This window comes from Hymenobacter metallicola (assembly GCF_004745645.1).
GTDB classification, from domain to species: domain Bacteria; phylum Bacteroidota; class Bacteroidia; order Cytophagales; family Hymenobacteraceae; genus Hymenobacter; species Hymenobacter metallicola.
Genome location: NZ_SRMB01000004.1, coordinates 213,895 through 233,474, shown reverse-complemented (window position 1 = coordinate 233,474; position 19,580 = coordinate 213,895). Strand labels below are relative to the sequence as shown.

Here is a 19,580-nt window from a genome sequence, read left to right as displayed (position 1 = left end):
GGTGCTGTTACATTACAACAACCCCTGGTGTAGCAGCCTCGTTTAGAATGGGTATGAGCCGCGCATTTACCAAAGAGGACGACGTTCAGGCGCCGACCATTATTCCGCCCCGGGCTGCCTTACCGCCCAATACGACCAACTACGTGACGCCCCACGGGTTGGAGTTGCTGCGCGAGGAGCTAACCACGCTGGAAGCCGAACGGGCGCAGGTAGAAGCCAACCGCGACAACGACGCGGACCGTACCCGCCACCTCTCGCTCTACAACGGCCGTATCAGCGACCTGACCAGCCGTATTGCCAGCGCCAAAGTAGTCGACCCCAAAACGCAGCCTGCCAAAGAAGTGCGTTTTGGCGCCACCGTCACGCTACGCACCCACAGCGGGGGCAAGGTGGGCTTCGAGCGGAAGTTCACCATTGTGGGTGTGGATGAGGCCTCGGTAGCGGCCGGTAAAGTGGCGTTCGTGGCTCCCATAGCACGGGCCGTTATCGGGGCCAAACTAGGCAAAACCGTGCCCCTAAAGCTGGGCCCGAAAGAGGAAGTAGTAGAAGTAACCGCTATTAGCTACGACTAGCCGCTTTCACGTCATTCGGCCTCAGCAACGTCGGCCCGCTAGTTTCTCCGATTGCACCTCCAGACGATAACCTAAGTTCCCGGGCACATAATCAAAAAAGGCCTTCACCACGCGGTGAAGGCCTTTTTTGATTAAACCGAAGTAACGTCAGCTAGTTAGCCTGCTGAATTTCCTCTATGGCTTTGTCGATGGTTTGCTGGGCCTGTTGCACGTTGGGGCCCGTGGTTTTGCGGGCTTTCACGCTTTGCAGCAAGCCCGAGAGGGGCTCGGCAGCTCCCTGGGGCTTAAACTGAATGGCAATGGCCTTGATCCGGTCTACGCCCTGGGCGAAGTTGGTCGGGTCATCCAGGCGCACCAGCATGCTCGACAAGCCTTCGAGCAGCCCGAAGCGGCCCTGCATCGGAGCCGCGTCGAACTTGTCGCGCACGAAAGCCCACTGCGCATCGCCGCCCTGGGCCGCGTACACGCCAATGACGGCCGCCAGCATGCTCTGATTGTCGGTATTCTCCAGGGCCTTGGCTTGGGCCAGCGCCTTGGCCGGGGCTACGGCTGCCAGGCCGCTTAGGGCCGCCCCGCTCACCTGGTACGACTCGTTTTTAAGCTGCTGGGCGAAGAGCTTTTCGTCTTTCTTGTCCTTGAGCTTGGCCAGGGCCATGAGGGCATCGGCGCGCACCGAGTTCTGCGGGTCATTGGCGGCAATCTTGCGCAGGGCAGGCGCCGCGGCTTTGGCTACCGGAGCTTTTTCCAGGTCCAGGGCTTCAATGGCTACGGAGCGCAGGTTGTAAAACTTGTCGCCCATGGCCTTCACCAGCAGCGCGCGGGCGGCAGCATCGTCCTGCTTGTCTTTGGCGGCCATAACAGCCTCGCGCCGGTCGGCGAAGAGCGGGGCGCGGTTGTACTGGTACACGTATTCCGACAGGGGCTTATTGTCCTTTTTCAGCCACACCGTCAGCTTGGTAGCATCCACGTTCACCAGTTCGGGCTTGGCGCTGGCCGGCAGTTGGAAGGTTTCCGTGGCTTGGCGCACCATAACCATGTGGCGCTCAGGCTTGCCGTTCACGTACAGGTCAATAGCCAGGGGCAGCTGGAACGCGGGGCCTTCCTGGGTCTGCTTGATGGTTACGCTCTGCATTTTCTTGGCCGCGTCCCAGCTGTAGTCGATGCTGACCTCGGGGTGGCCGGCGTTGTAGTACCACTGGTTGTAAAACCAGTTCAGGTCGCGGCCGGAGGCGGCTTCCATGGCCAGGCGCATCTGGTGGGCTTCCCCGTTGCCGAGGGCATTCTGCTTCAGGTACTGGTTGAGGCCGGCAAAGTACACGTCGTCGCCGAGGTAGGTGCGCAGCATGTCCTGAATGGCGCCGCCTTTCTGGTAGGTCACGGCGTCAAACATCTCCTCTTTGTCGCCATAATGGAAGCGCACGAGGTCTTTGCTGTAATTATTGGGGTTGTTGAGGTAGTTGCGAATGTACTGCAGACGGTGAGCGTCGGCGGCATCTTTGCCGTACTTGTGCTCGGCCCACAGGGCCTCGCTCATGTCGGCCATCGACTCGTTCACGGTCAGGTTGCTCCAGCTTTCGGCCGTCACGTAGTCGCCGAACCACTGGTGAAACAGCTCGTGGGCAATAACGGACTGGTTGTTGGCGTACTCCCGGTCGAGTAGCTCCCGGGCATTCATCTGCAGAAACTCGCCGTGCAGGGTGGCCGTGGTGTTTTCCATGGCCCCGCTCACGTAGTCGCGGGTCACAATCTGGGCGTACTTGTTCCAGGGGTAATCCACGCCGAGGCGTTTGGAGAAAAACTCCAGCATTTCGGGGGTGTCGCCGAAAATCTGCTTGGCGAAGGGCGAGTACTTGGGCTCCAGGTAGTACGTCACGGGCTTGTCGCGCCACTTGTCCTCGTAGATTTTGAAGTCGCCGACGGCCAGCATGAACAGGTAAGGGGCGTGGGGCAATTCCATCTTCCAGGTGTCGGTGCGCAGGCCGGCCCCGGCCGGGGTCTGGCTCACCAGCTTGCCATTGCTGAGCGTGACGTACTTGCTGGGCACGGTCAGGCTGATTTCCGAGGTGGTCTTCTGGTTGGGCCGGTCGATGGTCGGAAACCACACCGAGGAAGCTTCCGTCTCGCCCTGAGTCCAGATCTGCACGGGCTTGCCCAGCACGGCGCTGTCGGGGTTGATAAAGTACAGGCCCTTGGCGTCGGTGATGGCCGCGCTGCCCTTAGCCCCCAGCTCATCAGGCTTGGCCGTGTACTCGATATAGACCGTGTAGGGTGCGCCCACCGGCATCATCCGGCCCAGATTGATACGCAGGTTGGCCTTGTCGGCGTAGTCGTATTTGAGGGGCGTCTGCTTGGTGCCATCGACCAAAACCACGGTTTTGATATCCATGCCCTTGGCATCGAGGCGCAGGGAATCGGTGGCGTAGGCATAGGGCTTGAGCGTCAGCCAAGCCTTGCCGTTGAGGTAGCGCTTAGCGTAGTCGAAGCCCACGTCGAGCTTGGTATGGACCAGCGCATTGATTTTCGTGTCGGTGGCGCGGTAGGGCAGTTGGGGTTCGGTGCCGGCCGTCAGGCGGGGAGTTTGCTGGGCCCAGCTGGCCGAGGCAGCCAGCAAGCCGACACTCAGGGTGAGGATTTTCTTCACAGGATGCAGGGGAAAGGGAGTATAGTCCTGCGTGAAAGTAACCGTTCCGGCCTGAATGGCTGCAAGCAGCCGGTATTTTACGCCAACCCACACTGCTTTTTGTACAAGCCCGGCGTGATGCCTTCGTACTTCTTAAAAATAGTCTGGAAGTAGGCCGTGTTGTTGAAGCCCGCCCGGAAGCACACGTCGGCCACCGTTACCACCGGGTTGCGCAGCAGACGCTTGGCTTCCGCAATTCGCTCCTGAATAATGTACTCGACCGGCGTGAGGCCGAATTCACGCTTGAAGAGGCGGAAAAACGTGGCTTTGCTCATGCAGGCCAGCTCACTGAGCTTGTCCACGGTAATCTGCTCGGTGAAGTGGCGCTTGATGTACTGTACCACCTGGGCAAAGCGGTGGGAGGTCAGGTGCTGAGCGTAGTTCTGGAAAATCAGCTGGCGGGCGTTGGTTTGCATCAGCCGAATCAGCAGCTCCTGCAAGGTGAAGCCGGCCAGCACGTCCTTGGCCGCGTGGGTTTCCTGCGACAAATGTACCAGGCGCTCCAGGGTGCCGGTCAGTTCGGGCGTGTTGGTCAGGTGGGCGTTGTTGTGGGCGTCGAGGTGCCAGGGCGCGTGCTCCTCAGCCAGCGGAAACCGCTCGTTGAGTAAGTCCACGGTGTGGCGAATCGTATCGGCCGGAATAGCCACGGCCAGGCACTGGGTGGGGTTGTCGAGGGTGGCCTCGGGGAAGTCGATTTCCATCAACTGCTGCTCGCCCACAATGACCGACTCGCCCGGCAGGTAGTCGAAGGCGGCCTGGCCGGCCAGGTGCATCACCTTTTTACCCCGCAGCATAGTGGTTAGCACCAGGCTGCCCATGCTCAGGGGCACGCGCTGGGCCGTTTGGTGGGTTTCGAAGATGTTGAGCTCAAAGGCGTCGAGCGAGTACACGGTGCGGTGTTCAACCAGCGTCGTCAGGTCGTCGAGGGAGTGCAGGGCAGGCAGCAGGCGTTGGGTCATGGCATCGAAAAGGGGGCTGAAAGCGACAAACAGAAACTTGCGATTATACCCGAGCTAGTTGAGAGAATACTACATCTTTTCTGGCAATTTCTAAAGCTACCTTGTGAGTAAGTCATCACTCATCAACACGCACCGCATGGAAACGTTAGAAAAACCCGTCACCCTCGTCGACCGTCCCCAGTTCAAATCGCACTACGACAACTTTATCGGCGGCAAATGGGTGGCGCCGGTGAAAGGTCAGTATTTCGAAAACCCGTCGCCCATCGACGGCAAGGCGTTTTGCAAAGTGGCCCGCTCGTCGAAAGAAGACATTGAGCTGGCCCTGGATGCGGCCCACGAGGCATTCAACACCTGGGGCAAAACCTCGGCCACGGAGCGCAGCAATATTCTCAACAAGATTGCCAACCGCATCGAGGAAAACCTGCCCTTCCTGGCCGCCGTCGAAACGGTGGAAAACGGCAAGGCCATCCGGGAAACTACCTACGCCGACCTGCCCCTGGTTATCGACCACTTCCGCTACTTCGCCAGCGTGATTCGGGCCGAGGAGGGCAACGTGACCGAGCTCAACAGCACCACCGTCTCGATGAACATTCAGGAGCCGCTGGGCGTGGTCGGCCAGATTATTCCCTGGAACTTCCCGCTGCTGATGGCTACCTGGAAGCTGGCCCCGGCCCTGGCCGCCGGCTGCACCGTGGTGATGAAACCCGCCGAGCAAACCCCCGCCAGCATTATGGTGCTCATGGAGCTGCTCCAGGATTTGCTGCCGCCCGGCGTGGTCAATGTGGTGAATGGCTTCGGACTGGAAGCCGGCAAACCCCTGGCCTCCTCGCCCCGCATTCAGAAGGCCAGCTTCACGGGCGAAACCACCACGGGCCGCCTGATTATGCAGTACGCGGCCGAAAACCTAATTCCGGTGACCATGGAGCTGGGCGGCAAGTCGCCGAACGTGTTCTTCAAATCCGTCATGGATGCCGACGACGACTTTCTCGACAAGGCCATTGAAGGTGCCGTGATGTTTGCCCTGAACCAGGGCGAAATCTGCACCTGTCCCTCGCGGATGCTGGTGCACGAAGACATCTACGACGAGTTTATGGCGCGCGTCATTGCCCGCGTCAAGGCCATTAAACTCGGCAACCCGCTGGATATGGACACGATGATGGGCGCCCAGGCCAGCAACGACCAGTTCGAGAAAATCCTGAGCTACCTGGAAATCGGCAAGGCTGAAGGGGCGGAGGTGCTGGTCGGCGGCGACGCCTACCACCAGGAAGATGGCGCCCTGGCCGAGGGCTACTACATTCAGCCCACCGTGTTTCGGGGCCACAATAAGATGCGCATCTTCCAGGAGGAAATTTTCGGGCCGGTGGTGTCCGTGACGACCTTCAAGACGACGGAAGAAGCCATTGAACTAGCCAACGACACGCTCTACGGCCTCGGTGCTGGCGTCTGGACCCGCGACGCGCACGAGCTCTACACCGTGCCCCGCGCCATTCAGGCCGGCCGCGTGTGGGTCAACTGCTACCACGACTACCCCGCCGGTGCGCCCTTCGGCGGCTATAAGGCTTCGGGCTTCGGCCGCGAAAACCACAAGATGATGCTGGCCCACTACCGGCAGAACAAGAACATGCTCATCAGCTATAGCCAGAAGCCCCTGGGTTTCTTTTAGGCCGGTCGTTGTCAGTATCGTGTCGTAAACCGAACGTCATGCTGCGCCTTGCGAAGCATCTCTGCCGCCACAGTAACGTTGATTACGCGTGGGATGGAGGTGCTTCGACAAGGTCAGCATGACGTTCTTCTATAGTTCAAACTACTAGCTCATGCCTCAGCCCCCAACCGCCCGCGTGCTGGTAACGCCCGCCGCCGAAGCCACCATCGACCTGTTGCGCCAGGAGCACGGCCCGCTGATGTTTCACCAAAGTGGGGGCTGCTGCGACGGTTCCTCGCCCATGTGCTTTGCCAAGGGCGAGTTTCGCGTGGGCACCAACGACGTGTGGCTGGGCCAGATTCACGGCTGCGACTTTTTCATGAGCTCCTCGCAGTTTGAGTACTGGAAGCACACCCAGCTCACGGTGGACGTGGTAAAAGGCCGGGGGGCCAGCTTCTCCCTGGAAATTCCGCTGGGCGTTCGGTTCCTGATTCGCTCCCGGCTATTTACCCAGGAAGAAGAGCAGAACATGGCCCCGGTATACGACGGCGAAGAATACCTGACGCGGCCAGCGGAGGCGTAAATCTAGCTTGTGATTCGAAAAACCAACGGAGTATCAAGATCAAGATGATAGGTGTCGTTTTCTATACTGTAGAGGCTATCGGCCCAGTACCAGCTATTTGATTCCAGATAGGCTACCAGATCAACGGCTGAACCTGATTTGAATTTGACGAACCGGTCTTGAGGCCACTCGTAAGCAAAAATCCAATACAGGTTTGTTGGGCCTGGCAGCAAACCGACCTTGAGAATCAGCTCGACGAAATACGTTTCCTTGCCTGCATATTTAGGCTCAATAGCATATCCTAGTTCTAGAAAGAGCAGGTCAGAAGAAATTTTGATTTGTTTGTGTGAAGGATAGTTCAGGCAAATCAGCAGATTGATGTCTTTCTTCTGCTGAAAAACTTTCACTCCCTCACTAGTATCTGCATCAAAGTCGGGCTGGTTAATAATAACCTGATAACCATAAGGGCGACAGATGTCATGTACTGTCGCCGCAAATTGCGTCGCTAATCCATGCGTTTCAAACTGGGCGGCTAGAGCAGTATACATGCTGCGTAAAATAGAGTAAAATGTAAAAGCCCCGGCCGCAACTGCCGGGGCTTTAGTATGTAGTCGGAGGAGTAGCGTTCTACCGCACCCGCACCGGCAAACCCTCCAACTGGGCGTAGCTGAGTTTCCAGGCGCCTTTGGGGTTCTTTTTCCAGAGCAGGATAAAGTTGCCTTCGCCCACACCCATGGGCGTACCCGGGGTGGTCGGAATTACGTCGACGACGTAGGTGCCGCCTTCGTAGGCCGTTTGGGCGTCGGTGCCGGAGGAGGCTACGTTCAGGCGCAGGTTGGAAATCGTGCCCATCGTTTCGCGCACCCAGCGGTTCGACACTTCCGATTTGCCTTGGAAGTGGGTTTCGCCCTGCAGAAAGTGCACATCGTCGGCGAAAAGCGTGTCGAGCTGAATGGCGTTTTTGCTGTTCCAGGCGCTGATGAACTGCTGGTTGAGCGTTTGCGCATTAACCGCGGTGGCGGGCGTTTCAGCGGTTTTGGTGCAGGAGGAAGCCAGAACTACCGTCAAGGGCATCATCCAAAGAAGGGACTTCATACAGTCAGGGGTTTGGTGAGGGATGGAAACAATTTCGCCGACTCCGGCACGGGGCTGGAGTCGGCGAAACTACGCAAAGTCCGGACTTACCAGCTCTTACGACGAACTCCCGAAGTCGAGTAGGCTTTGTTACGGTCGCCGTACGACTCGTTGGGCAGGTAGCCGGCGGCTACGGGGCCGTTGGCAGCGGTCAGCATCATGGGCGTGTTGGCCGCAAAGCCATTAGCCATGACAGGGTACTGCTGCTGTTGTTGCTTCTGGGCCTGGGCAGCCAAGTCGGCTTTGCGCTCGGCAGCCTCTACGCGGCGGGCCAGGGCAGCACGCTCGGCGCGGGCTTCGGCAGCCCGGTTAGCAGCGGCGCGGTTGGCGGCAGCTACGCGGGCGGCTTCCTTACGCTTGTTGTCGGTACGCTTACCAATGGCGTAGCCGACGCCAGCACCGGCCACCCCACCTACTACGCCACCCACGGCGCGGTTGCGCTTGTGAATGATGGCACCGGCCGCGGCACCGCCAAGACCACCAATTACTGCCCCTTTAGCCTGGGGGCTCCATTTTCCATTTTGGGCCTGGGCCATGTTGGTATACACAGCGGTAAACATCATCACCAGGGCGAGAATCAAACTGACCTTTTTCATGACTTAAGTTCTTTATGGTTTCAGAACACTTCTTCAGTTGTAAAGAGGTGTTTTGCAAGCACCGTGCCAGTACGGATATAGCTCCGGCATGCTGGAGCTTACCTATACGGAATACGACCGGTCAAGGATTGTTTGGCATCGGGGTAACTACGGGCTTGGCGTACCCCTTATTCAGGCCAGCAACTGCCTATGGACCTTTATTTGACCAGCCAGCCGTTCGCGTCGAGCCAGTTCTGTAGCCGGTCGGTCCAGTTGTCTTTGGTGGTTTTGTTGTTCATGCCAAACCCGTGGCCACCTTTGGGATAAAGATGCATTTCTACTGGCACCCCGGCCCGCAAACAGGCCTCGTAGAAGCGCAGACTGTTCTGCACCTTCACGGTTTTATCGTCGGCGGCGTGCACCAGAAACGTCGGTGGGGTCTGAGTCGTTACTTGCTGCTCGTTGGAGTACAGCCGAATCTGCTCGGGGGTGGGCGAGTCGCCGAGCAGGCTCTTGCGCGAACCCCCGTGGGCCAGGCTGTCGGTGAAGCTGATGACGGGGTAGACCAGGACCTGAAAGTCGGGCCGTACAGAGGTGTTGTCCTTGGTGTCGCCGGCGGGCTTGGCAAAGTGGGTACCGGCCGTAGCGGCCAGGTGGCCGCCCGCCGAAAAGCCCATAATACCCACGCGAACGGGGTTAATGCCGAACTCCGTGGCCCGCTGCCGCACCAGCCGCAGGGCCTGCTGGGCATCCAGGAGCGGAGCAGTGGTTTTATCGGGCTGGCTCTGGTCATTGGGCAGGCGGTACTTCAGCACAAAAGCCGTAATGCCCATTTCGTTTAAGCGTTTGGCCACATCGGTGCCCTCGTGGTCCATGGCCAGGCGTCCGTAGCCGCCGCCGGGGCAAATAATGATGGCCGTGCCGTTGGCTTTTTCCCTGGCCGGCCGAAATACCTGCAGCGTGGGCTGTACCACATTCGAGACGCGCACCCCGCCGTTGGCCAGCGTGATACTGCTTTCCTGCAGGTCGGTAGCAATGGAGTTGGGAATGGTGCCCGAATAGAGCGACACAATGCTTTGGGCAGACATAGAGTGGGCGAAGAAGCCGAGCAGGGTGGTTAAAACAAGTGCTTTCATGAGCGAACCAGCAGGTGAGAACGGAAAGTACACGATGTGGCGGGCATTCCTACGCCGGAACAAGGCCAGCGGCGGCCTTTTTCAGCGTGGCCGAACTGCTCCATTCGCGCAGGCGGCCTTGCACGGCCGCCGGCACCGGGTGGCGGGTGCGGCTCTGCAAGTCGGCGTAGGCTTCGATCAGCTTGCGGGTATTGCGCAGGGGCGTCGCGGGCAGCGTCGGCAGCAAGGCATCCAGCAGTTGGCGCAGGGCGTCATCAGTTACCGGGTCGATGGCGCGGGCCTGGGCCAGCACATCGGTCAGGCGCTGCAGGGGAGCAAATTCCACGGTCAGGATTTTGCCCAGCGCTTCGCCCAGCGCAGCTGGTACCAAGCGGCCCGTAGCAATGGCCGCCAGGAGAACTTCCAGGGCCAGGGCCCGGCACACGGGGGCGTTGTGCACCAGTCCCATGGCGAGCAGCACGGTGGTGCTCTCGTCGAACTGCGGACCCGGGACCAGCAGAGAGTTCAGGAACTGCTGCACCACGTCGCGACCTTCCGAACCTTGATTTTCGGTGCGGCAGGCGGTGGCCAGCAGATGCCAGTGCAGGGGAGCGGGGTTGTTGGGCAGCAGCGTGAGCAGGAACGGCAAATCCGGTCTTACCAACCACAGATAGTAGTTGTTGGTGTGCGGCAGGCTGGCGTGCAGCGAGTAAAGCAGCAAGGGCGAAGGCGGGCGTTTGCCGGGAAAGGTCGGACCAACGTTCAGTTCCTGCCAGACCGTCGTGACTTCCGGCTTTTCCTTGTTCCAGCTTTGCTTGTAGGTGTTCGATTTTTGCTCAAACTGCCATTGCGGGCTCCACGGGTCGGCCAGGCCCGGGCCGGTAGCCAGTGGGAGCAGTTCGGGGAAGTGGGCCAGCGGGCGGCGCGTCCGGCCCGCAACGGCCCATAGCCAGGGCAAGGCCTGGGCCAACGGAGCCGAAGCCGGGGCCGGGGCAGTTGGCCGGAAAGGGTTGAGCTGCCCGAGCTTTTTGGCTACGGCCTGCACTACCGATACCAATTCCTGGCCCGCGGGCAGCGGTATGGGAATGGGGGCATCAACGTCGGCGGGAGCCAGAAACCAGTGTAGCAGGGGGCGCAGCTCGGGGTGGTGCAGCCGAGGCAACAATTCCCGGGCCACGGCCGCGTCGGCTTCGGCCCGGAAGGCGGTCCGTGCCAGGGCCAGCGCCAGGTCGGCGGCGTCGGGGGTGCGGCCGGCGGCTTCGTAGGCCAGTAGTTTCTGGACCAACACCGAGGGCGCCACCCAGTGGGGCGCGTGACTGGGCGTGCTCAGCAAAGGCAGGGTTTCGGCCCCGGCCAGGAGCTGCTGCTCGGCGGCGGCCAGTCGCTGCTGCTCCACCCGCAGCAGCGGGTCGGGGTTGCTGTACTTCTGATCCTGCAGGTTTACGCCGGGTGTTTTCAGCGTGGTAAAGCCCTGAAACCAGCTGATGAGCAGGGCCAGAATCAGTTGCGGATGCCCGTTGCGGTCCTGGGCAAAGCTGATACCGCGCAGGATGGTGGCCGTTTCCTCCTCGGTTTTGCCTTTCAGCTCCCAGGGCAGCGCCTGCAATAGGTAGGGCCGTAGCTGTTGGGCGTACCCGGCCGGGTACTGCCCGCGCAGGCGCAGCAGCCCCTCCAGCCACCTTTCTACCGCGGCCGGCTCGTTTTGCGCCACCACCTGGCCCGTCAGAAACAATAGCTCGTGCCAGTCGGCAACCGGGGCAATGGCCGTAGCCGACGAAATATCGGGTACAAATTCCGCCAGCGGAGCGTAGGCAGCGGCTTGAGTGGCCGCCGACTCCGGGGCTGCTGCAACCAGGAAGCTTGCCAGGGTGGTGCGGGCCGCGGCAGTAAGCAGGTCGGCGTAGAGGCTGATGGTGGCCGTTACTTCCTCGGCTTCGTCGAAGCTAAGAAGGGGCTTTTTGGCACTCAGCAAGCTGGCCAGCAGCTTGGCCGCCCGCTCCTGCACGCCGGCATCGGCATTGGTCAGGGCGGAGGCGGCCAGGCGGGCTACGGTAGGGGCCAGGCCGGGCTCCCGTTTCACGAGCTTTTCGAAAGCGCCGAGCAACGTCCGCAACGCGGTTTTCAGATCCTGGCGGGTAAGCAGCCCTTCGGCGTAGAGCAGCAGCGGAGCCGGCTCAAACGCCGGGTCGGTCCAGAGGTCTTTGAGCTGGTCGAGGGCAAAGTTGACGACCAGGGGCAGGGGGTGGGCCAGGAGTTCCACCAGCTCACCTTGCCGCGCCAGCCGCTCGGCCGCCGTGGGCTGCAGGGTTCCAAACAGGTTTTTAAACCACATCAGCAAGGGGCGGCGGAAGTCGCGGCGCAAGGCCAGCAAGCTGCGGGTGAGCAGGTCGGCCCGGTCGAGGTAGCCCGACTCGACCAGCTGCGGGAGCAACGTCAGCCAGGTGACTTCCCGCCGGTCCTTGTCGGTAAACGTGCTGGCCGAGTCGACCATCGTATCAAAGTCGAACAGCAGGGGCAGGTCGCGCTCCAGCAGCACGGGGTCGGCCTGTAAGAACGCCAGAATCTGCTTGTCGTAGCCGTGGATGTTGCCGCTCTTGACCTGGTTGCGCTGCCAGTTATAGCGCACCAGCAAGTGGGCCAAGGACTGGGCAAACAGCCACGGGTCGTACTCAACCAATCCCTCATCGGCCAGCCCGCGCAATTGCGAATAGCTCAGCACCTGCCAGGGGTTGCTGCGGGTAATGCGCTGGAGCCACTCCGTCAGCCAGGCCGGGCGAGTGTGGCGCAGCAGGATCATAAACAGCTCCTGGTGGCCTTGCGTGTACTTAGGGTCGTTGTTGAGGAAATGCCAGGGAATATCGAAGCTGCGGCCCAGGGCCTCTTTGCGCGAGTACGTGGCCACGCCCGCCAGAAACAAATGGCCGCTTCGCTCGTGCGGAAACCGGGTGCCTTCCCGGCGCCAGTCAAACATTTCGCGCTGCAGCTCCTTGGTTTTCTGTCGCACGGCCAGCACATCTTTTTTATCCAGTTGCACCAGAAAATCGACCATGTCCCGCAGGGTGCGGTGACGGGCAATCTGTTCGAAAGTCTCTACAGTGGGCGTATCAGCCATGCTAAAGGGCAGTGAAATGGAAAGAAGATAGCGAATACAAGATGCGAGAATTACTCTCTAAGCAAACCGCATCTGGGCGGCCAGAATATGTTTGCAGGGGCCCCGCTGGCCCTGCAGGCCGCTAAACCAGGGGCAAGTGCAGCGGGCCGGTTCCGGGCCGCCCACCAGCACGGTGTGCCACACGCCGGTGCCGCGCACGCGGGCCTCGGTGCGGCCCCCAGCGCCCACGCCTACCAGCTGCACATCGTCGGCCGCTTCGAGCAGGGCCCGGGCATTTTTCAGGCGGGGGTTCAAACTCAGGATCCGGCCCAGCTTGAAGGGTAGGCGGCGGTAGAAGTGCTGGTTGTCGGCCAAATCGAAGCCCAGCAGGCCCATGGCCGAGAGGCTGGCGCAGAGCCGTTCCACGGTAGCAGGGGCCAGGCCATTTTCCAGGGCAAACAAGTGAGGATTAAACACCTCATTGCCCTGAAACAACCGGTTAGCCCCGGCCACCCATTCGGCGGGCAGCTCCTCCATGAGGGTATCGAGCTGGTTACCTTCGCCCGAAAAGCCGCGCCACACGTCGGCCGACAACGCCAGCAGAAAGCGTTGGCCGCCGCCCAGCTCCAGCACGAAAGCCGAGGCCTGCCCGTCGGGGGTGGCAAACACGCGCAGCGCCTCGCAGAGTGGCAGCAGGCCCTCCAGCAGCCGCAGCCGGTGCACGCCGCCCACGCGCACGGCCCCCGCACTGCTCACCGGGCTGAAACTGGGCCGTGGGCCGCGCAATACCAGGAAAAAATCGGTTTTGGCCGTGCCCGCCGGCAAGCCCTGCACCAGCTGGAGGGCCTGAACCCGGGTTAGGCGCAGCTTTTCCTCCATCAGGGCCAGGTAGGCCTGCACGCTCGTCAGGCCCTTAATCCACCGTTCCGGCAGGGCTACTTTGCGCTCCACCACCTTGCCGGCGGCCCGCTCCAGGGTTACTTCCTTTTCGCCCACCGACAGAATAACCGGCTCGGTGCGGGCTATGCGGGCCAGGGCATTCACCATCGGCTCGTTGAAGTCTACATTGGTGGTGCCGCTGCTGAGAAATTCCCCGTCCAGGGCCTGCGAGTCCAGGTCGAGGCGGGCGTACACGCCGTTGCAGGACGAAAAGGCCTCGAACCGCAGCTGCCCGGCCCCGGCCGTCACGATGGGGTCGCGCAGGGCGGCGCTCTGGGGCACGAAGCGCGAGGCTACCACTTTGGCTAAGGTGCTTAGTCCGCGGGCGGCCAGCCAGGAGTCGCGCAGGCGGCCCCAGAAGAAGCACGAAGAGTCCGTTACCGTTTGTTCTTCCGCAAAAGCGGATAGCAGCAGGGAATTGCCTTCCGGACTAGATTCCAGGGCGGAAGGTCGAGCATACGCGTACGCAAAGTCAGACATGGCAAAGGCGTTGATTTCGGATTCTAAGATACGAGCCAGGAGATATTAATACTAATTTTTTTAGTATATACTTGGCTTGTTGCTCGTAGGTTTTACTAGTTAGATTAGTTGATGTAGGGCGGGCTAGCGAGAGTCGCGGCGCCTTGCTGGCCGGGCAGGTGCAACCCCAGGGGAGGTTTACCGGCTATGGCTGCTCGATAGGAGGGCCTGAGCTCTGGGGCTCCCGCGGCGAAACCAGCCCGACGGCCGGGCAAAGCTGCCGGGCCCGGAATGGCCGCTGCTGGGCGGTCGGGCCGGGAGCAAACGCTGTAAAACAGGGCATAGCGAAGGATGTTGGGCCCAAACCAGGCTTTGTGTAGCCAAAAGGTAATAATGGTTTTTAATACCGAGTCGATTCCGTATTCGGCAAGTCGAAAACCCGTATTTGTCAGGTATTAGCCCGCTGAAATGGGCCGTAAAGAAGGGCTGCCCCGGCTATTCGGGGAATTTGCTCCACTACCAAACCATTTCACCACTATGTTCTATCACGATAGAGAACTCCAGTACAAAGTCCGGGTCGAGAAGCCCAATCCTACGTTTGCCCGCATGCTCCAGCAGGCCATTGGCGGCATCGAAGGCGAAATCCGGGTGTGTTTGCAATACCTGTTTCAGGCCTGGGGCAACCGGGGTCCGGTGAAGTACCGCGACATGCTGCTTGAAACCGGCACCGAGGAAATGGCCCACATTGAGATGCTGGCTACGGCCGTAGCTCTCAACCTGGAAGGCGCCCCCACGAGCCTGAAAGATGAAATGGCCAAGGACAAGATGATCGGGGCCGTGCTCGGCGGCATGGACCCCCGCCACTTCCTGTCCTCGGGCCTGGCCGCCATGGCCGTCGATGCCAATGGGGTGCCTTTCAACGGCTCCTGGGTGGTGGGCAGCGGCAACACGGCCGCCGACATGTACGCCAACGTGATGGCCGAAAGCACCGGCCGCGTGCTGGCTACCCGCCTCTGGGAAATGACCGACGACCCGGGCATGAAGGACATGCTCAGCTTCCTGATTGCCCGCGACACGATGCACCAGAACCAGTGGCTGGCCGTGCTCGAAGAGCTGGGCGGCGTGCAGGGCATCCATCCCATCCCCAACTCCTTCCCCCAGGCCCAGGAAGTGCAGGACTTCAACTACGCCTTCGTGAGCACCTACATCAACTCGGGCGACGGCAGCACGCCGGCCGGCCGCTGGACCGAAGGCCAGTCCATCGACGGCAAGGGTCAGTTCCACATCCTGAAGGCCCAGCCCCTGGGCGGGGAGCCCAAGCTGGCGCCGCCCGTACCCGAGGGCCACGCCCAAACCGAGCAGATGACCCTGACCGACACCATCATCGGCAACATCAAGGACACGCTCAGCTAAGCGCCGTCCGCCGCTTGCAGCAGTAAAGAAAGCCCCGCTGGCCGTGTGCCAGCGGGGCTTTCTGTTGGTTGGATACAACCTCAGGCATTGGCTGAATGGATTTGCCACGTGTGGCAAACCTATCCCGAGGGGGCTGAACGGCGTTGCCACCGGTGGCAAGGGCATCCGGCCGGGGCTGGGCCCTCTTGCCACCGGTGGCAAGAGCATTCGGAGGCCTCGGCGGGCTATTGCCACCGGTGGCAACGCCGTTCAGCCGGCCCGGGTGGCTGTTCCCACTAGTGGCAAGAGGCTCCAGGGCTAGGCGGCGAGGGCACTGGCTTTCTTGGCCCGCTTCCGGCTGGGGTTAGGATTGGGCAGCAGGTTGTAGTTGAAGTAAGCAGGGGCCTTGGTAGGCTCTTGGCGGTGCACGTAGAGGGCAGCGCAATGCACGGCCCACAGGGCATCAGCCAAGGTTTGGGCATTGGGGCCCAAGCCCGAAATGGTGTCTTTCACGGCCTTGGTACCCTGGTTCTTGGCGGCCGTAGCGGTGGTGTAGGCGGTGAGCAGGGCCTTGGCCTGGGCGCCGGCGGCTTGCAGGGCGGCGTCGGGGTGGTTTTCGAGCTGCTCCACGTAGGCCGTGAAGCGGGTCAGGCGCTTGGTTTTGGGAGCCTCGGTCAGGCCGCTGAGCTTATCGGGATAGAAGAGGGCCTTTTCGGCGGCATGGTCGTAGAAGCGGGGCTGGAGCAGCTTCTTATCGGTGGCCTGCACCAGCTTCTTGAGGGCCTCGAAGGCCTGGTCTTCAGTTTGGGTGCCGCTCTGGCGCTGCCCGTGGCCGGTGGTGCGCCCGCTCAGGCCCTGGCGGTACTGGTCGAGGGCGGCCTGCAGGGCGGGCCGCTCATCGCGCAGGAGCTTGGCTACGGCGGCGGGCTGCAGGGCTTGCAGGGTAAAGTCGGCAAAGGCCGTCAGGGTGTCGCGCGAGGCTTGCAGGCGCCGGAAATGATTGTCGTACCGTTCGTCGTACATACTAGAGGGATAAGAAAAGAAATAAAGGATAAAACCAGGGGCCGGGGCGGGGGGAAGCGCGGTGTGTAACGGGGCCCGGGCAGGCGGATAGGGTAGCGGTAAGTATTTGAAATATGGGAAGAAAAGCGTGCCGTTACAACGGCAGCAGTCCTTAGGATAGTAATATTCTTTGCCGGACCTTTGCCGGCTTATCGGCCTTCCGCGCTCCTTCTCCTATTGCATGAAACACTTCTTCTCTTGGCGGCGGCTTTGCAGCCTGTGTTGCTCATTGCTGCTACTCGCCCCGCTGGCCTCAGCGCAGGTGCTGAATGGTACTTTCGATGCGGGTACCAACCACAGCGTTTCCCTTCATCCTGATGGGACGCTCTGGGCCTGGGGCAACAATTTCTACGGGCAGCTCGGCAACGGCACCCTGGATAACCGGAATACGCCGACGCAGGTAGGCTCGGCTACTACCTGGGCGCAGGTCAGTGCGGGCAGCAACCACACCGTGGCCCTGCGCGCCGACGGCACGCTCTGGGCCTGGGGCCTGAACAGCAACGGCCAGCTCGGCGATGGTACCCTGACCACTCATACCAGTCCGGTGCAAATCGGCGGAGACGCTACGTGGAAAAGTGTCAGCGCGGGCGGCAGCCATACCGTGGCCATCCGAGCGGATGGGACGCTCTGGGCCTGGGGCAACGGCGCTCAAGGCAGAGTGGGTAACAGCTCTACCAATGGCACTAATTTTCCCAACCCGGTGCAAATCAGCACGGCCACTACCTGGCAAAGCGTCAGCGCCGGCGGCACTCATACCGTAGCCCTCCGCGCCGATGGAACGCTCTGGGCCTGGGGTTCCAACAGCCACGGCCAGCTCGGTAACGGCTCCAACACCAACATATCATCCCCGACCCAAACCAATTTTGCCACGTGGAAAAGCGTGGATGCCGGCGGTAATTACACCCTGGCCATCCGGCCCGACGGCACCTTGTGGGCCTGGGGGTCTAATGTGAACAGCGAATTGGGCGATGCGACCCTGACCAGCCGCACCAGTCCGGTGCGAGTCAGCAGTGATACCAAGTGGAAAACGGTGAAAGCGGGCGACAGCCATAGCGTAGCTACCCAAGCCGACGGCAGCCTGTGGGCCTGGGGGTCGAACACCTTCGGCCAAGTAGGTGTGGGCTTTTCCTCCGGCCACGTGAGCACCCCGATGCAAATCAGCCCCTCTGCTGCGTGGGTCAGCGCCGGGGCTAATGGCAGCCACACCGTGGCCCTGCGAGCCGACGGTACCCTGTGGACCTGGGGCAACAACTCCAATGGCCAGCTCGGTACGGAGAATAACTCCCGTACGTATATAGCTACTCCGTATCCTATTGAGCCAACAGTTACTACGTGGCGAAGCATCAGTGCGGGCGATAGGCACACCTTAGCGATAAAAGCAGATGGCACATTGTGGGCCTGGGGCAGCAACTCCGATGGCCAGCTCGGCGACGGCACCACGACCCGGCGTATGGTGCCCACCCAAATCGGTACCGCTACCACGTGGCAAAGCGTTAGCGTGAGCTACGGGCACACGGTGGCGCTGAAAACCGATGGCACCTTGTGGGCCTGGGGTAACAACTCTAATGGCCAGCTTGGCGATGGTACCACCACTGGGCGTACAGTGCCCACGCAAATCGGCACGGCCACGACGTGGCAAAGCATTGGTGTAGGTTATAGCCACACGGTGGCACTGAAGGCCGATGGCACGTTGTGGGCCTGGGGCTACAACTACAACGGCCAGCTCGGTGACGGCACGACTACCCGGCGGACGACGCCCACAAAAATTGGCACCGCCACGACGTGGCAAAGCATCAGCGCGGGCGACCGACACAACGTAGCGGTGCGCACGGATGGTACCTTGTGGGCCTGGGGCGATAATTCCGACGCCCAGCTCGGCGATGGTACCTCGACTCAGCGTACGGTGCCCACCCAAATTGGCACGGCCACGACGTGGCAAAGCGTTAGCGCAGACAACTACCACACCCTGGCGATACAAGTGAACGGTACGCTCTGGGCCTGGGGGCGCAATGAGGTGGGCCAGCTCGGTGATGGCACCATTACCCAGCGTAGGACGCCCACCCAAATCGGGACGGCCACCACGTGGCAAAGCATTAGCGCGGGCACCTACCACAGCGTAGCGATACAAGCGGACGGCACGCTCTGGGCCTGGGGAAATAATGAGAACAGCCAATTGGGCACTACAGATTACTCAGCTACCACCATTTTCACGCCCCGCCAGGCCGACGCGGCCCTGGTTACGCTCAGCCTGGCCGCTTCCCGCAGCTCCTTCGGCGCCGGCATCCGGCCCAACGGGGTGCTGGTCATGTGGGGGGAGAACAGCAGGGGCCAGCTTGGCAACGGTACCACCGCCTTCACCGCCAACAGTCGGCCAGGGCCGGTCGGCACCGCCACCAGCTGGGTACAGGTCAGCACCGGCACCAGCCACACGCTGGCCGTGCGCGCCGATGGCACGCTCTGGGCCTGGGGCAACAACAGCCAGGGCCGCCTCGGCGACGGTACCCAGGACGACAAAGCCAGCCCCGTGCAAATCGGCACGGAGACTACCTGGACCCAGGTCAGCGCCGGCGAGTACCACTCCATCGGCCTGCGCGCCGACGGGACGCTCTGGGCCTGGGGCTATAACACCGGCACCGGCCAGCTTGGTGACGGTACCACCGTCGAAAAAAACAGCCCCGTGCAGGAAGTCACGCTGCGCACCGACTGGCGGCAGGTAGCCGCCGGCCGGAACCACACGCTAGGACGCACTCCGCAGGGCTTCGGCTTTCTGAGCACGGGCTTCAACAGTGCCGGCCAGCTCGGCGACGGCACCACCACCCTGAGCACCCGTTTCGACCGGGTAAGTCCACTGCTGTCGGTGCAGCCGCTACCCGTGGAGCTAACGGCCTTCACCGCCCGGCGCAGCGGTCCGCACCAAGTGGCGCTAAACTGGACCACGGCCCAGGAGTGGAACAATGCCGGCTTTACGGTAGAGAAAAGCTACGACGGCCGGCGCTGGCAGGCCTTGGCCTTTGTGGCCGGCCACGGCACCAGTGCTGCTGCCCACCAGTACGACTTCCGTGACCAGGAAGCCAACGCCGCCTATTACCGCCTTGTGCAGCGCGACGCTGACCAGGCGGAAACCAACTCTCCCGTGCGTCACGTGTCGGGTGCTGCCACTACCCTGCAGCTGCTGCCCAACCCCGCTACTACGGCGGTGCAGCTGCTGGGCGCCGCCGCTGGGGCCGAGGTGCAGCTGCTGAATCCGCAGGGCCAGGTGCTACGCCGCTTTGCCGCCGGGACCACCACCCTGGAGCTACAAGAGCTGCCGGCCGGTCTCTACCTGGTGCGCGCAGGCCAGCAGGCAGCCCGCTTAGTTGTGGAATAAGAACTGAACTGGCACAAAAAAGCCCGCTGCA

General features: G+C 61.5%; 14 protein-coding genes. 5 read left to right on the top strand and 9 right to left on the bottom strand.

Annotated features, from left to right (window positions below; genetic code table 11):
• Nucleotides 1-53: 53 nt before the first annotated feature.
• Entirely contained in the window at nucleotides 54-572 is a 519-nt protein-coding gene (locus tag E5K02_RS19400) for a GreA/GreB family elongation factor (protein ID WP_135397016.1), read from the top strand.
• 151 nt (nucleotides 573-723) lie between these two features.
• On the opposite strand, the gene E5K02_RS19395 is transcribed toward E5K02_RS19400, so the two are convergent.
• Both E5K02_RS19395 and E5K02_RS19390 read right to left on the bottom strand, forming a co-directional pair.
• The gene (locus E5K02_RS19395) at nucleotides 724-3,213 is read right to left on the bottom strand and encodes a M1 family metallopeptidase (protein ID WP_135397014.1); all 2,490 of its coding nucleotides are present in this window, start codon (nucleotides 3,211-3,213) and stop codon (nucleotides 724-726) included.
• A 77-nt stretch (nucleotides 3,214-3,290) separates the two neighbouring features.
• Nucleotides 3,291-4,211, bottom strand: a complete 921-nt coding sequence (locus E5K02_RS19390; RefSeq protein ID WP_135397012.1) for a helix-turn-helix transcriptional regulator — start codon at nucleotides 4,209-4,211, stop codon at nucleotides 3,291-3,293.
• Nucleotides 4,212-4,347: 136 nt separating this feature from the next.
• Here E5K02_RS19390 and E5K02_RS19385 point away from each other — a divergent pair, with 136 nt between their 5' ends.
• Nucleotides 4,348-5,874 carry an aldehyde dehydrogenase family protein gene (locus E5K02_RS19385; RefSeq protein WP_135397010.1) on the top strand — a complete coding sequence of 509 codons (1,527 nt, stop codon included), beginning with the start codon at nucleotides 4,348-4,350 and terminating at the stop codon, nucleotides 5,872-5,874.
• 151 nt (nucleotides 5,875-6,025) lie between these two features.
• Nucleotides 6,026-6,436 carry a DUF779 domain-containing protein gene (locus E5K02_RS19380; protein WP_135397008.1) on the top strand — a complete coding sequence of 137 codons (411 nt, stop codon included), beginning with the start codon at nucleotides 6,026-6,028 and terminating at the stop codon, nucleotides 6,434-6,436.
• 2 nt (nucleotides 6,437-6,438) lie between these two features.
• On the opposite strand, the gene E5K02_RS19375 is transcribed toward E5K02_RS19380, so the two are convergent.
• From E5K02_RS19375 to E5K02_RS19350, 6 genes are all read right to left on the bottom strand, one after another.
• The gene (locus tag E5K02_RS19375) at nucleotides 6,439-6,963 is read right to left on the bottom strand and encodes a hypothetical protein (RefSeq protein ID WP_135397006.1); all 525 of its coding nucleotides are present in this window, start codon (nucleotides 6,961-6,963) and stop codon (nucleotides 6,439-6,441) included.
• 79 nt (nucleotides 6,964-7,042) lie between these two features.
• Nucleotides 7,043-7,510 (bottom strand): YybH family protein, encoded by a 468-nt coding sequence (locus E5K02_RS19370; protein ID WP_135397004.1) that lies wholly within the window; start codon nucleotides 7,508-7,510, stop codon nucleotides 7,043-7,045.
• A gap of 86 nt (nucleotides 7,511-7,596) precedes the next feature.
• Nucleotides 7,597-8,145 carry a YMGG-like glycine zipper-containing protein gene (locus E5K02_RS19365; RefSeq protein WP_135397002.1) on the bottom strand — a complete coding sequence of 183 codons (549 nt, stop codon included), beginning with the start codon at nucleotides 8,143-8,145 and terminating at the stop codon, nucleotides 7,597-7,599.
• A gap of 197 nt (nucleotides 8,146-8,342) precedes the next feature.
• Nucleotides 8,343-9,212 (bottom strand): alpha/beta hydrolase, encoded by an 870-nt coding sequence (locus E5K02_RS19360; RefSeq protein ID WP_240737364.1) that lies wholly within the window; start codon nucleotides 9,210-9,212, stop codon nucleotides 8,343-8,345.
• Nucleotides 9,213-9,309: 97 nt separating this feature from the next.
• A complete protein-coding gene (locus E5K02_RS19355) occupies nucleotides 9,310-12,351 on the bottom strand; it encodes a DUF6493 family protein (RefSeq protein WP_135396998.1) in 3,042 nt (1,013 codons plus the stop codon).
• 57 nt (nucleotides 12,352-12,408) lie between these two features.
• A complete protein-coding gene (locus E5K02_RS19350) occupies nucleotides 12,409-13,749 on the bottom strand; it encodes an SWIM zinc finger family protein (RefSeq protein ID WP_135396996.1) in 1,341 nt (446 codons plus the stop codon).
• Between the two features lie 516 nt (nucleotides 13,750-14,265).
• On the opposite strand from E5K02_RS19350, the gene E5K02_RS19345 reads away from it, so the two are divergent.
• Nucleotides 14,266-15,141 carry a manganese catalase family protein gene (locus E5K02_RS19345; RefSeq protein WP_135396994.1) on the top strand — a complete coding sequence of 292 codons (876 nt, stop codon included), beginning with the start codon at nucleotides 14,266-14,268 and terminating at the stop codon, nucleotides 15,139-15,141.
• Nucleotides 15,142-15,438: 297 nt separating this feature from the next.
• Here the strand turns inward: E5K02_RS19345 and E5K02_RS19340 are convergent, their stop codons facing one another.
• Nucleotides 15,439-16,143: a hypothetical protein gene (locus E5K02_RS19340; RefSeq protein ID WP_135396992.1), complete on the bottom strand. Its 705-nt coding sequence runs from the start codon at nucleotides 16,141-16,143 to the stop codon at nucleotides 15,439-15,441.
• A gap of 220 nt (nucleotides 16,144-16,363) precedes the next feature.
• Here E5K02_RS19340 and E5K02_RS19335 point away from each other — a divergent pair, with 220 nt between their 5' ends.
• Nucleotides 16,364-19,549 (top strand): RCC1 domain-containing protein, encoded by a 3,186-nt coding sequence (locus tag E5K02_RS19335; RefSeq protein WP_135396990.1) that lies wholly within the window; start codon nucleotides 16,364-16,366, stop codon nucleotides 19,547-19,549.
• The last annotated feature ends 31 nt before the right edge of the window (nucleotides 19,550-19,580 follow it).